This window comes from Pseudomonas sp. BF-RE-21, from assembly GCF_019947305.1.
In the GTDB taxonomy this organism is placed as follows: Bacteria; Pseudomonadota; Gammaproteobacteria; order Pseudomonadales; family Pseudomonadaceae; genus Aquipseudomonas; species Aquipseudomonas migulae.
On sequence record NZ_JAGYGF010000025.1, the window covers coordinates 1 to 12,883 of the forward strand.

Consider the following 12,883-nt stretch of genomic DNA (forward strand, 5'->3'; position numbering starts at 1 on the left):
GTGAAATCGCCATCGCCAGCAAGCCGGCTCCTACAGGGGATTGCGTAATGGCGGATTTCGCGTAAGGCTTTTGATCTGCAAAAGCTTTTTGACAGCATCACATTTCAACAGGTTAGAATCGCTGGCACGCAGACTGCATGGTCAGTGTGTGCCCGCCTTTCAGCTTTCTGGAGTATTGCCTTTGAATGCGACGACCATCAACAGCCTGTTCTTGATCGGCGCGTTGCTGGTAGGTGCGAGCATTCTGGTGAGCTCACTTTCGTCCCGCCTCGGCATCCCGATTCTGGTGATCATCCTGGCCGTGGGCATGGCCGCCGGCGTCGATGGCGGCGGGATTATTTTCGATAACTACCCAACGGCCTATCTGGTCGGCAACCTTGCACTGGCGGTGATCCTGCTCGACGGCGGTTTGCGCACCAGGGTGTCGAGTTTTCGTGTGGCGTTATGGCCGGCGCTGTCGCTGGCCACGGTCGGGGTGTTGATCACCACCGGGCTGACCGGCATGGCCGCGGCCTGGCTGTTCGATCTGAACCTGATTCAGGGCCTGCTGATCGGCGCCATCGTCGGCTCCACGGATGCTGCGGCGGTGTTCTCGCTGCTCGGCGGCAAAGGCTTGAACGAACGGGTCACCGCCAGTCTCGAAATCGAATCCGGCAGCAACGACCCGATGGCGGTGTTCCTCACCGTCACCCTGATCGACATGCTCGCCAGCGGCCAGACCGGCCTGCATTGGAGCCTGCTGACCCACCTGCTGCGCGAGTTCGGCATCGGTGGTGTGATCGGGCTCGGTGGCGGTTGGCTGATGCTGCAACTGGTCAACCGGATCAATCTGGCCACCGGCCTCTATCCGATTCTGGTGATCGCCGGCGGCCTGGTGGTGTTCGCCCTGACCAACGCCCTGCACGGCAGCGGTTTCCTCGCGGTTTACCTGTGCGGCCTGGTGATCGGCAACCGTCCGGTACGCAGCCGCCACGGCATTCTGCACATGCTCGACGGCATGGCGTGGCTGGCGCAGATCGGCATGTTCCTGGTGCTGGGCCTGCTGGTCACGCCGCACGACTTGCTGCCGATTGCCCTGCCCGCGCTGGGCCTGGCGCTGTGGATGATCCTGTTTGCCCGGCCACTGTCGGTGCTGGTCGGCCTGCTGCCCTTCAAGGCCTTCCACGGTCGAGAGAAAGCCTTCATTTCCTGGGTCGGCCTGCGCGGCGCGGTCCCGATCATTCTGGCGGTGTTCCCGCTGATGGCCGGCCTGCCCAACGCCCAGCTCTACTTCAACCTCGCCTTCTTTATTGTGCTGGTGTCGTTGCTGGTACAGGGGACGAGCCTGCCGTGGATCGCCAAACTGTTAAAGGTGACGGTGCCACCGGAACCTGCGCCGATCTCGCGCTCAGCCCTGGAAGTGCATGTCACCAGCGAGTGGGAGCTGTTCGTTTATCGCCTCGGTGCCGAAAAATGGTGCATCGGTTCGCCCCTTCGCGAACTGAAAATGCCCGAAGGCACACGCATCGCCGCACTGTTTCGTGGCCAGCAACTGCTCCATCCGTCGGGTAGTACGGTGCTCGAAGTCGATGATTTGCTCTGCGTAATCGGGCACGAACACAACCTGCCGGCCCTTGGAAAACTGTTTAGCCAGGCGCCTCAACGAGGCCTCGATTTGCGTTTCTTCGGCGACTTCGTACTCGAAGGAGATGCCCAGCTGGCGGCGGTTGCTGCCCTGTACGGATTGAAAGTCGAAGGCATCGATCCGGATATGACTCTGGCCAGCTTCATTGCTCACAAAGTGGGCGGCGCGCCAGTCGTGGGTGACCAGGTGGAATGGAACAACACCATCTGGACCGTCGCGGTCATGGAAGGGAACAAGATCGGCAAAGTGGGCGTCAGATTCCCCGAAGGAAGTCGCCCGGGTCCGGGACTCTTCCTCTAAACTTCATTCTTCGTCTCGTTTTCGATCGGTCTCTATGTCAACCCTGCGCACCTTTTTCATCATGGCCCTGCTGGGCTTGAGTCTGTCTGTCGGCACACTGCAAGCGGCGGAACCACCGTCCAGCGAAGCCGTGCAGGCGAGCCTGGACAAGATCGCCGACCGCAAACTGCCGGAAGCCGATCAGAAAGCCCTGCAAACGCTGCTGCAAAGCACGCTGACACAGCTCAACAACAAGCGTGATTACGAGCGCAAGCTGGCCGATCTCAAGCAGCAACTCGCTACCGCGCCCAAGCAGAACATCGAGAACCAGCGCGAACTGACGCGCCTCAAAGCCAGCAGCGCCATCCCTGTGGCGCAACGCTATGGCAAAGAATCCGTGCAGCAGCTCGAGCAGATGCTGACCGAGCGCGCGACCCAGCAAAGTGATATGCAGAAAGCCCTCGCCGATGCGAACAGCCTGGTCATTACCGCCCAGACCCGCCCTGAGCGTGCCCAGGCTGAAATTTCCACCAGCCAGACGCGCATCCAGCAGATCAATAACATCCTCAAGGCCGGCAAAGACAACGGCAAGACCTTGAGCAGCGAACAGCGCGACCTGCTCAATGCCGAACTCGCGGCACTGAATGCGCTGATCCCGCTGCGTCGCCAGGAACTGGCCGGCAACAGCCAGTTGCAGGACCTGGGCAACAGCCAGCATGACTTGCTCTCGGAAAAATCCGACCGCCTGGATCGCGAAATCCAGGAGCTGCAAAACCTGATCAACCAGAAACGCCTGGCCCAGTCCCAGGAGACGGTGACGCAGCAGTCCATCGAAGCGCAGAAGTCCGGCGGCAGCGCCCTGCTGGCCACCGAAAGTGCGGCAAACCTGAAGCTTTCGGACTACCTGCTCAAGAGCACCGACCGCCTCAACGAAGTCACCCAGCAGAACCTGCAAACCAAGCAGCAACTCGACAACGTAACCCAGAGCGATTCGGCCCTCGACGAGCAAATCAGCGTGCTCAAGGGCAGCCTGCTGCTGTCGAAAATCCTCTACAAACAGAAACAGGGCCTGCCGCGCCTCAAGGTCGACCGCGACCTGGCCGACCAGATCGCCGACATTCGCCTGTATCAGTTCGAAGTCAGCCAGCAACGGGAATTGCTCAGCAACCCGGCGACCTATGTCGACAACCTGCTGTCGACTCAGCCGCCCGAGCAAGTCACCCCGCAACTACGCAAGAGCCTGCTGGAACTGGCCACGACCCGCGCCGACCTGCTGGAGCGGCTGAACCGCGAACTGAGCGCGGTGCTCAACGAATCGATCACGCTGCAACTCAATCAGAAGCAACTGCTCAGCACCGCGCAAAGCCTGCGGGCGACCCTCGACGAACAGATGTTCTGGATTCCCAGCAACAAGCCGCTCGATCTTGAATGGATGCGCGGCGTGCCGGAACGTCTGCAACGCCAGGTGGCGACCCTGCCGCTGGCGTCGAGCGTGAGTGAATTGATTGACGGCCTGACTCAGCGACCGCTGCTGTTTCTCCCGTTGGTACTGGTGATCGGCGCCCTGCTGTGGCGGCGTAAAAGCCTGTATGCCCGACTGAACAAGGTTCACCAGGACATCGGCCACTTCAAACGTGACAGCCAGTTGCACACGCCGCAGGCGATTCTGGTCAATATTCTGCTGGCATTGCCGGTTGCGCTGGGCCTGGCCCTGTGTGGCCTGGCCCTGCAAATCGACGCTCGGGGGCAGAACGCCAACATGGGCGCGGCGCTGCTGCAAATGGCTCAGGCCTGGCTGGTGTTCTACACCGCCTACCGGATCCTCGCGCCGGGCGGCGTCGCCGAACTGCATTTCCGCTGGGAAAAGCCTCAGGTCGAATTTCTCCAGGGCTGGGTCCGCCGTCTCGGGCTGGTGGTCATGGCGTTGGTCGCGGTGGTGGCCGTTGCCGAGCTGCAACCGGCGGGGCTGGCCGATGACGTGCTGGGCATGCCGGTCGTACTGATCTGCTACGCCTTGATGACCTGGCTGCTCAGTCGATTGCTGATCAGCAGCCCGACGCACGAAAACGCCTCGTTGTTCCGCAAAGCGGTCGGGGTCATGTTCACCGTCCTGCCTGTCGCGTTGTTCGTGGCGGTGTGCTTCGGCTACTACTACACCGCGCTGAAGCTCAGCGACCGCTTGATCAACACGCTTTACCTGCTGATGTTCTGGCTGGTGATCGAAGCCACGTTCGTCCGCGGCCTGAGCGTTGCGGCACGCCGTCTCGCCTACCAGCGCGCCCTGGCCAAACGTCAGGCAGCGAAAGAGGCCGGCGATGGCGAAGCAGTGATCGAAGAGCCGACCCTGGACATCGAGAAGGTCAACGAGCAGTCGTTGCGCCTGATTCGCCTGGCGCTGCTCGGCGGCTTCATCGCTGCGCTGTACTGGGTCTGGTCCGATCTGATTTCGGTGTTCTCGTACCTCGATAACATCACCCTCTACGAATACACCAGCGGCACCGGCGCCAACATGAGCATGGTGCCGATCAGCATCGGCGACATGCTGGGGGCGCTGATCATCATCGGCATCACCTTCGCCCTCGCGCGCAACTTGCCAGGGCTGCTGGAAGTGTTCGTATTGTCGAAGCTGAACCTGGCGCAGGGCAGCGCCTACGCCACGACCACGCTGCTGTCTTACGTGATCGCCGGCATCGGTTTCGTCTCGACCCTGTCCACGCTCGGCGTGAGCTGGGACAAGTTGCAGTGGCTGGTGGCGGCGCTTTCGGTGGGACTTGGCTTCGGGATGCAGGAGATTTTTGCGAACTTCATCTCCGGGATCATGATCCTGTTCGAACGCCCGGTGCGGATCGGCGACACGATCACCATCGGCAACCTGTCGGGCACGGTCAGCAAGATCCGCATCCGCGCCACGACCATCACCGACTTCGACCGCAAGGACATCATCGTCCCGAACAAGACGTTCATCACCGGGCAACTGATCAACTGGTCGCTGACCGACACCATTACCCGGGTGACCTTGAAGCTCGGCGTCGATTACGGTTCGGACCTGGACCTGGTGAAAGAACTGCTGCTCAAAGCTGCCCGGGACAACCCGCGCGTGCTGAAGGATCCGGAACCGCACGTGTACTTCCTGAACTTCGGCGAAAGCACCCTCGACCACGAGCTGCGCATGCATGTGCGCGACCTCGGTGACCGCAACCCGGTACTCGATGAGGTCAACCGCTTCATCAACCGCGAGTTCAAGAAGCAGCACATCAACATTTCGTTCCGGCAGATGGAGGTTTACCTGAAGAACCTGCACGGCCAGGAATACAAAATGGTGCCCATCGAGCCGGAGGCCAAAACCATCGTGCCGATGGCCGACGGCAAACCGCTGCAAGAGCCGCCGCCCGCCAAACTCGACTAACCGCCCTATCCCTAGCAGAATGCTCGGACATTCTGCTGGAGATGGCCGGTGAAATCCCTCGACGAACTGACCTTCGATAATCGCTTCGATCGCCTGGGCGATACGTTTTCTGCCCACGTACTGCCCGAGCCCATCGACAACCCGCGCCTGGTCGTCGCGAGCCCTGCCGCCATGGCGCTGCTCGACCTTGATCCGGCCGAGGCCGAAACCCCGGAGTTCGCCGAGCTGTTCAGCGGCCACAAACTCTGGGCCGACGCGGTGCCGCGTGCGATGGTGTATTCCGGGCATCAGTTCGGCTCCTACAACCCACAGCTGGGCGACGGTCGCGGACTGCTGCTGGGCGAGGTCTACAACGAGGCCGGCGAGCATTGGGACCTGCACCTCAAGGGCGCCGGCCAGACGCCTTTTTCGCGCATGGGCGATGGCCGTGCGGTGCTGCGTTCGTCGATCCGCGAGTTTCTTGCGTCCGAAGCGCTGCATGCCCTGAACATCCCGACCACCCGCGCGCTGTGCGTGATCGGCTCCGACACACCGGTGTGGCGCGAAAAACAGGAACGCGCAGCCATGATCCTGCGCCTGTCACCGAGCCATGTGCGCTTCGGGCATTTCGAGTATTTCTACTACACCAAACGCCCCGAAAAGCAGAAAGAGCTCGGCGAGCACGTGCTGGCCATGCACTTCCCGGAATGCCTTGAACAGCCAGAACCGTACCTGGCGATGTTCCGCGAAGTCGTCGAGCGCAATGCCGAGCTGATCGCCAAATGGCAGGCTTATGGCTTCTGCCACGGCGTGATGAACACCGACAACATGTCGATCCTCGGCATCACCTTCGACTTCGGCCCGTTCGCCTTCCTCGATGACTTCGACGCCAACTTCATCTGCAACCACTCCGATGATCAGGGCCGTTATTCCTTCAGCAACCAGGTGCCGATCGGCCAGTGGAACCTCAGCGCCCTGGCCCAGGCGCTGACGCCGTTCATCAGCGTCGAAGCCCTGCGCGAAACCCTGGGCCTGTATTTGCCGCTGTTCCAGGCTCACTACCTTGACCTGATGCGCCGCCGCCTCGGCTTCACCACCGCCGAAGACGATGACCAGAAACTGCTGGAACAGCTGCTGCAACTGATGCAGAACAGCGGCGTCGATTACAGCCTGTTCTTCCGCCGCCTCGGCGACGAGTCACCCGAGCTGGCCGTCGCCCGCTTGCGCGACGACTTCGTCGACATCAAGGGCTTTGATGCCTGGGCAGAACGTTATGTCGCCCGTGTTGCCCGCGAAGGTGAAGTTAACCAGCCACAACGCCGCCAACGGATGCACGCGGTCAATCCGCTCTACATCCTGCGCAACTACCTGGCGCAGAAAGCCATCGACGCGGCGGAAAGCGGCGACTATTCAGAGGTTCGCCGGCTGCATGCGGTGCTGAGCAATCCGTTCGAGGAGCAACCGGGGATGGAGGGTTACGCCGAACGGCCGCCGGAGTGGGGGAAGCATTTGGAGATCAGTTGTTCCTCTTGAGTGACTTACGGAATGTCGCCTTGATAACCACCGACTTCGACTCCAGATCAGCTTCACTGATTACCCATTTATTCAGAGTCCGATTATGTCCGAACCACTCCTCATCCCCTGCCCCCACTGCAACGGCCTCAACCGCATCCCCGCCGAGCGCCTCGGCGATCAGCCGAAATGCGGGCGCTGCAAAGCCGAGGTCTTGCTGAGCAAGCCTTTCGAGTTGAAACAAGGTGACTACGCCAGTCAGATCAAGGGCGATCTGCCGTTGCTGGTGGACGTGTGGGCGGACTGGTGCGGGCCGTGCAAGTCGTTTGCGCCGGTGTTTGAGCAGGCGGCCAGTCAGTTGGCGGGCAAATGCAGGCTGGCCAAGCTGGACAGCGAGGCGAATCAGCAGTTGTCGGCGCAGTTGGGGATTCGCTCGATTCCGAGCCTGATTCTGTTCAAGAACGGCCGGGAAGTGGCACGCCAGAGCGGGGCGTTTCCGTTGCCGCAGTTGATGAGCTGGTTGCGTAGCCAGGGGATTTAGTAGCACCACCAATCACTGTGGGAGCGAGCCTGCTCGCGATGGCGGAGTGTCAGCCGACATCAATGTTGAATGACAAAACGCTATCGCCGGCAAGCCGGTCTCGCTCCCACAGGGGTTCGGTGGTGCCGGGAAGATCAGGCATTTTCCAGCAGGCTATGCAGCTCGACGAATTGCTGGGTCAGCTTGTGCCGTGGGTCGAGGTGGATCAGCGGCGTGTTGGCCTGATGCGATTCGCGCATGCGCACCGAAGTGCCCAGGTACACCGGCAGCACGGGCAGCCCTTCGGCAATCAGCTCGTCGAGGATCTGCTGGGGCAGGCTGGCGCGGGCCTGGAACTGGTTGACGACGATGCCTTCCACTTCCAGCCCTTCGTTGTGGTCGTCCTTCAATTCTTCGATTTCCGCCAGCAGACCGTACAGTGCCTGACGCGAGAAACTGTCGCAGTCGAAGGGGATCAGCACACGATCGGCGGCAATCAAGGCAGACACCGCATAAAAGTTTAGTGCTGGCGGCGTATCGAGGTAGATCCGGTCGTAATCTTCGGCCAGCTCGTCGAGCAGTTTGCGCAGCTTGTTGATCTTGTGTTTCGCCTCAAGCTTGGGCTGCAAGTCCGCCAGTTCGGCGGTGGCGGTGATGACGTGGAGGTTGTCGAACGGGGTTTCGTAGATATCGACCTGGTTTTTCTTCGAAAACGGGCCTGAAGACAGCGTTTGCTTGAAGAAGTCGGCAATCCCCATCGGAATGTCATTACCGGTGAGCCCGGTGAGGTACTGGGTCGAATTGGCCTGAGCATCAAGATCCACCAACAGGGTGCGATAGCCCTCGCTGGCACTGACCGCCGCCAGATTGCAGGCAATGCTGGATTTGCCTACGCCGCCTTTCTGATTGAATACCACGCGCCGCATGTCAAAACCTCCGTGTATCAAAGAATGACCGAGTGTAGTAGTCCACGGCGTCGCTTAGCTACCTCGCCGGCACAGGGACTACGCAGTCAGGTGCAAACACTCACCGAAAAAGCCGCCTTCTCGTCCGGAAAAATGCTCTCGGCGCCGACAGACATCCGTCCACCGATGTGAATAATGGCCAAACGACAGCTTTTCACGAACCAATCGGTACATTTCGTTGAGCAAAATGTAACCAGCATTTGCTACGCGCTCGCCGCAACGGGATAATGCGCGCCACTCGACGCTCAGCGTCACGTCAGGTGAATCGCCGATTTTGCGACTTGCCGCGTCAAGAAAGCCCGCAGGGGCGGGATGAACATCTGTGATCAACTTCAACATCGCCCAATGGCGCGCGTGGGCCCCTGGGCTCGAAAGCGTGGACGATTGGCAGGCCTGGAGCCGACAACCGGTCGTGCTGCCAAGCTGCGATGCCGCCCCCGACGTCTCGTTTCTGCCGGCCATGCAACGGCGGCGGCTCAGCCGTCTGGCGCGGATGGCGTTCAGTGTCGGCTGGCCGTTGGCCGATGGTCGCCCTGACCTACCGTTGGTCTTTATTTCCCGCCACGGCGAAACACCGCGCACCTTCGAAATCCTCAGCGATCTGGCCGCCGATCAGCCCCTGTCGCCGACTCAGTTCAGCCTGTCTGTGCACAACGCAGTCATCGGCCTGTGGTCGATCATGCGCGGCGAAACCAGCGAAATGACCGCTCTGGCTGCGGCCGGTGATGGCCTTGAACACGGCATGCTAGAGGCTGCGGCGCTGCTTGGCGAAGGAGCGCCCGCCGTCCTGTTGGTGGTCACCGAAGAGCAGCCACCCGAAGCCTATTCGACCTGGATCGACGACGTGCCGTTTCCCTACGCGGTGGCTTTGTTGCTCACACCGGGCAATGACTGGCAACTGTCCTTGAACAGCACTTCGGATGAGTTGTCCAAAGCCCACTGGCCCCATGCCCTGAATCTCTTGCGTACCCTGCTGGGCCAGCAGACCACCTGCCAACATGCCTGGAAAAATCGTGTATGGAACTGGCAACGCAATCGGTAACCGAAAAAAACCGCGACGCCTATTACTGGCGTTTGCTGGCCACCGCCGCAAGCTTCACCCTCTTCGGATTGGGCGGGCTTTGCCTGCGCCTGGTGGTATTCCCGGTGCTGGGCTGTCTGCCCGGCGATGCCCAGACGCACCGCTTGCGTGCGCGGCAAACCGTCAGCCGCTGTTTCTGGTTTTTCGTCCGGTTCATGGCCCGCACCGGCGTGCTGACCTACGACATTGAGGGCGCGGAAAAACTCGGCCGCCCCGGGCAAATGATCATCGCCAATCACCCATCGCTGATCGACGTGGTGTTCCTGATCGGCCTGGTGCGCCATTCCAACTGCGTGGTCAAAAGCAGCCTGTGGGAAAACCCCTTCACCCGTGGCCCGTTACGCTGCACCGAATACATCAGCAACGACGGCAGCATGGACATGCTCGACGCCGCGGCCGACGCGCTGAAAAGCGGCCAGACCCTGATCATTTTCCCCGAAGGCACCCGCACCCAGCCCGGCGAAGCACCCGCCTTCCATCGGGGTGCGGCGTCGATCGCACTGCGCGGTGCGAAAATTCTCACACCGGTGGTCATCAAGGTCAGCCCGACCACCTTGACCAAGGCTGAACCCTGGTATCGGATCCCAAAACGTCGCGTGCACTTCAGTTTCCGTGTCGGGGCCGATATAGACCCACACGCCTTCGCTGCACAAGGCCCGGCGCCTCAAGCCTCGCGCAAGCTCAATGATTACCTGCATCACTACTTTATTAAGGAGCTCGCCGAAGATGAGCGATCTGCACCGTGAAATAAAACTGTTGATCATCGACGCCCTTGGCCTCGAAGACATCAGCGTCGAAGACATCGGCAATGACCAGACGCTGTTCGGTGAAGGCCTGGGCCTGGACTCCGTCGACGCCCTGGAACTCGGCCTGGCGATCCAGAAAAAGTACGGCATCAAAATCGATGCCGACGCCAAGGACACCCGCAATCACTTCAGCAACGTGGCGAGCCTTGCGGCGTTCGTCACTGCAAAACAGGCAGCTTGAGACCGGACCATGCAAACTCGTGACGACATTTTCAACACCCTGCGCGATGCCTTGGTCGAACTCTTCGAGCTGGATCCAGAACGTGTCAGCCTCGACTCCAACCTGTACCAGGACCTGGAAATCGACAGCATTGACGCGGTCGACCTGATCGATCACATCAAACGCCAGACCGGCAAGAAAATCGCCGCCGAAGAATTCAAATCGGTGCGTACCGTCAGCGACGTCGTTGAGGCGGTTTACCGTCTGGTTCAGCCGGCCGCATGAGTCGACTGATCGGCCTCGGCCTGCTGCTCGCGGGGCTGCTGTACCCTTTCGCGGTGTATTTCGGCATGGAGCATTTCGCCCCGTGGCAGTTCGGCCTGCTGCTGGGCAGCCTGTGGCTGGCGCGAGCGGTGACGGGCGTGCGTCGACCAGGAAGCCTGTGGATGGCCACTGTCGCCATCGTGTTTTGCCTGTTGCTCGCCCTGTTCGACAGCCCTGCCATGCTGCGCTGGTACCCCGTGCTGATCAGCGGCTTCATGCTGGTGCTGTTCGGGTTGAGCCTGAAATTCGGCCCGCCGATGATCGAGCGCCTGGCCCGCCTGCGTGAGCCACGCTTGCCGGCCAAGGCCATTCGCTACACCCGCCAGGTCACCATTGCCTGGTGCTGGTTTTTTCTTTGCAACGGTTTGTGCGCCGCCGCCCTGACCCTCTGGGCGCCGCTGAGTTGGTGGATGTTGTACACCGGCCTGATCTCCTATGGATTGATCGGCCTGATGTTTGCCATTGAATGGCTTATACGACAACGGGTACGAGGCCACCCATGAATTGGATAAAACTTGAGCACCTGTTGCTCAAGGCTCAACCGGAACGCGCCGTGACGGCCGGGCCGGTGCTGAATCACGCACAATTGTGCGAACAGGCCCTGAGCCTGGCCGCCGGCCTGCAAGCGCAGGGTGTGCGGCGCATTGCCGTGCATCTGGAAGACGCCGCCGACCTGGCGATTGCCCTGCTTGGCGCCTGGCGTGCCGGGGTCAGTGTGTTGCTGCCTGCCGACCTGCAACCCCAGACGCGCCAACGCTGGTCGAGTGAAGTCGATCTGTGGCTGACGGATCAGGCCGATGACGCTCAGTTGAGCGACTATCGCCATGCGCCGCTAAGTGCAGCAGCGCTGGACCTGGATCGCTGCACGCTTAGCCTGTGCACCTCCGGCTCCAGTGGCGCGCCCAAACGCATCGACAAAAACCTGCGCCAACTGGCCAATGAAGTCGAAGCCCTGGAACACCTCTGGGGCGCCGATCTGGCTGAAGCCTGCATCATCGGCAGCGTCGCCACCCAACACATCTACGGTTTGCTGTTTCGGGTGTTGTGGCCGCTGTGTGCCGGGCGCTCGTTCGTGCGCAAGCAACTGGCCTTTCCGGAAGATTTGCAGCGCGCCAGCCGCGAACACCCGGCCTTCGCCTGGGTCGCCAGCCCGGCGCTGCTCAAACGCATGGGCGACAACCTCGACTGGCCGGCCTTGAGCGCGGTTCGTCGGGTGTTTTCCTCGGGCGGCGCATTGCCGGCCGAGGCGGCGCAAAGCCTGCAGCAACGCCTGCAACAGTGGCCGACGGAAATCTTCGGCAGCTCGGAAACCGGCGGCATTGCCTGGCGCCAGGGACTTGATTTGTGGCAGCCGTTTGCCGGCATCGAATTGAGCCAGGACAGCGATGGCGCGCTGCTCATTGCCTCGCCGTACCTGCCACCCGGCCATATTGAACACACCGCGGATGCCGCGCGAATCGCTGCCGATGGCCGCTTCGAATTGCTGGGCCGTCTGGACCGGATCGTCAAACTGGAAGAAAAACGTATCTCCCTGCCGATGCTGGAACACGCGCTGATGGCCCACGACTGGGTCGCCGAAGCGCGCCTGGGCGTGGTTCAGGAAAATCGCGCATCACTGGGTGCGTTGCTGGTGCTGAGCGAGCAAGGTTTGCATGCCTTGCGCAATCAAGGGCGACGCACCCTCACTCAGGCATTGCGCCAACACCTGAGCCAGCATTGCGAAGCCCTTGCCTTGCCTCGACGCTGGCGTTTACTGCGGCAGTTGCCGCTGAACGCTCAGGGCAAACTGCCTCAGGCCGACGTCGAAGCGCAGTTGCTGGCGCCGCGCCCGAAGGCGCCGCAAGTGCTGGAGCAGGTAGAAGCCGATGGCGAATGGAGCCTGCAACTGGCGGTGCCACCGGACCTCGCCTACTTCAGCGGCCATTTCCCTCAGGCGCCGGTATTGCCCGGCGTGGTGCAAGTGGATTGGGCGTTGAGCCTTGGCCAACAGTTGATGAACCTGCCGGAAAAATTCGCCGGCATGGAAGTGCTGAAGTTCCAGCAACTGGTGCGCCCCGGCGATGAAATCCAGTTACACCTGCGTTTCGATCCGGTACGCAGCAAGTTGTATTTCGCCTATCGCAACGAGACCGCCACGTGTTCCAGCGGGCGGATTTTGCTGGAGGCTTCGAGTGATGCATAAATTTGGTGAGTGCTGCGCACTCAATCGCGAGCAGGCTCGCTCCCA

At 61.1% G+C, this 12,883-nt stretch carries 11 protein-coding genes; 10 read left to right on the forward strand and 1 reads right to left on the reverse strand.

Annotated elements, in window-relative coordinates; genetic code table 11:
* Positions 1-181: 181 nt before the first annotated feature.
* The 4 genes from KGB25_RS17245 to trxC all read left to right on the forward strand — a co-directional run bounded on the left by KGB25_RS17245 (position 182) and on the right by trxC (position 7,341).
* Entirely contained in the window at positions 182-1,924 is a 1,743-nt protein-coding gene (locus KGB25_RS17245) for a potassium/proton antiporter (protein ID WP_008025108.1), read from the forward strand.
* Positions 1,925-1,958: 34 nt separating this feature from the next.
* Positions 1,959-5,309, forward strand: a complete 3,351-nt coding sequence (mscK, locus tag KGB25_RS17250; protein WP_192226886.1) for a mechanosensitive channel MscK — start codon at positions 1,959-1,961, stop codon at positions 5,307-5,309.
* 48 nt (positions 5,310-5,357) lie between these two features.
* Positions 5,358-6,821 carry a protein adenylyltransferase SelO gene (selO, locus tag KGB25_RS17255; protein ID WP_223435975.1) on the forward strand — a complete coding sequence of 488 codons (1,464 nt, stop codon included), beginning with the start codon at positions 5,358-5,360 and terminating at the stop codon, positions 6,819-6,821.
* 85 nt (positions 6,822-6,906) lie between these two features.
* Positions 6,907-7,341 (forward strand): thioredoxin TrxC, encoded by a 435-nt coding sequence (gene trxC, locus KGB25_RS17260; protein ID WP_008042033.1) that lies wholly within the window; start codon positions 6,907-6,909, stop codon positions 7,339-7,341.
* Between the two features lie 134 nt (positions 7,342-7,475).
* On the opposite strand, the gene KGB25_RS17265 is transcribed toward trxC, so the two are convergent.
* A complete protein-coding gene (locus KGB25_RS17265; RefSeq protein ID WP_008025116.1) occupies positions 7,476-8,246 on the reverse strand; it encodes a ParA family protein in 771 nt (256 codons plus the stop codon).
* Between the two features lie 361 nt (positions 8,247-8,607).
* Between KGB25_RS17265 and KGB25_RS17270 the strand changes: the two genes are divergently transcribed.
* From KGB25_RS17270 to KGB25_RS17295, 6 genes are read left to right on the forward strand one after another with little or no spacing between them, the layout of a single operon-like run.
* Entirely contained in the window at positions 8,608-9,327 is a 720-nt protein-coding gene (locus KGB25_RS17270; protein ID WP_207284697.1) for a beta-ketoacyl synthase chain length factor, read from the forward strand.
* Positions 9,303-10,112, forward strand: coding sequence for a lysophospholipid acyltransferase family protein (locus KGB25_RS17275; protein ID WP_223435977.1), 810 nt, complete (start codon positions 9,303-9,305; stop codon positions 10,110-10,112). The genes KGB25_RS17270 and KGB25_RS17275 overlap by 25 nt, the downstream gene beginning before the upstream one ends.
* Positions 10,093-10,353: a phosphopantetheine-binding protein gene (locus KGB25_RS17280; RefSeq protein WP_008025122.1), complete on the forward strand. Its 261-nt coding sequence runs from the start codon at positions 10,093-10,095 to the stop codon at positions 10,351-10,353. Before KGB25_RS17275 ends, KGB25_RS17280 begins: the two co-directional genes overlap by 20 nt.
* A 9-nt stretch (positions 10,354-10,362) precedes the next feature.
* A complete protein-coding gene (locus KGB25_RS17285; RefSeq protein WP_008025124.1) occupies positions 10,363-10,617 on the forward strand; it encodes an acyl carrier protein in 255 nt (84 codons plus the stop codon).
* Positions 10,614-11,159 (forward strand): hypothetical protein, encoded by a 546-nt coding sequence (locus KGB25_RS17290; protein WP_223435980.1) that lies wholly within the window; start codon positions 10,614-10,616, stop codon positions 11,157-11,159. Before KGB25_RS17285 ends, KGB25_RS17290 begins: the two co-directional genes overlap by 4 nt.
* A complete protein-coding gene (locus KGB25_RS17295) occupies positions 11,156-12,838 on the forward strand; it encodes an acyl-CoA synthetase family protein (protein ID WP_223435982.1) in 1,683 nt (560 codons plus the stop codon). Before KGB25_RS17290 ends, KGB25_RS17295 begins: the two co-directional genes overlap by 4 nt.
* Positions 12,839-12,883 lie beyond the last annotated feature (45 nt).

Excerpts from the sequence above, each read along its gene's own strand:
- mscK (WP_192226886.1), top strand. The coding sequence starts at position 1,959 with ATGTCAACCCTGCGCACCTTTTTCATCATGGCCCTGCTGGGCTTGAGT.
- trxC (WP_008042033.1), top strand. The coding sequence starts at position 6,907 with ATGTCCGAACCACTCCTCATCCCCTGCCCCCACTGCAACGGCCTCAAC.
- KGB25_RS17265 (WP_008025116.1), bottom strand. The coding sequence starts at position 8,246 with ATGCGGCGCGTGGTATTCAATCAGAAAGGCGGCGTAGGCAAATCCAGC.
- KGB25_RS17275 (WP_223435977.1), top strand. The coding sequence starts at position 9,303 with ATGGAACTGGCAACGCAATCGGTAACCGAAAAAAACCGCGACGCCTAT.
- KGB25_RS17280 (WP_008025122.1), top strand. The coding sequence starts at position 10,093 with ATGAGCGATCTGCACCGTGAAATAAAACTGTTGATCATCGACGCCCTT.
- KGB25_RS17285 (WP_008025124.1), top strand. The coding sequence starts at position 10,363 with ATGCAAACTCGTGACGACATTTTCAACACCCTGCGCGATGCCTTGGTC.
- KGB25_RS17290 (WP_223435980.1), top strand. The coding sequence starts at position 10,614 with ATGAGTCGACTGATCGGCCTCGGCCTGCTGCTCGCGGGGCTGCTGTAC.
- KGB25_RS17295 (WP_223435982.1), top strand. The coding sequence starts at position 11,156 with ATGAATTGGATAAAACTTGAGCACCTGTTGCTCAAGGCTCAACCGGAA.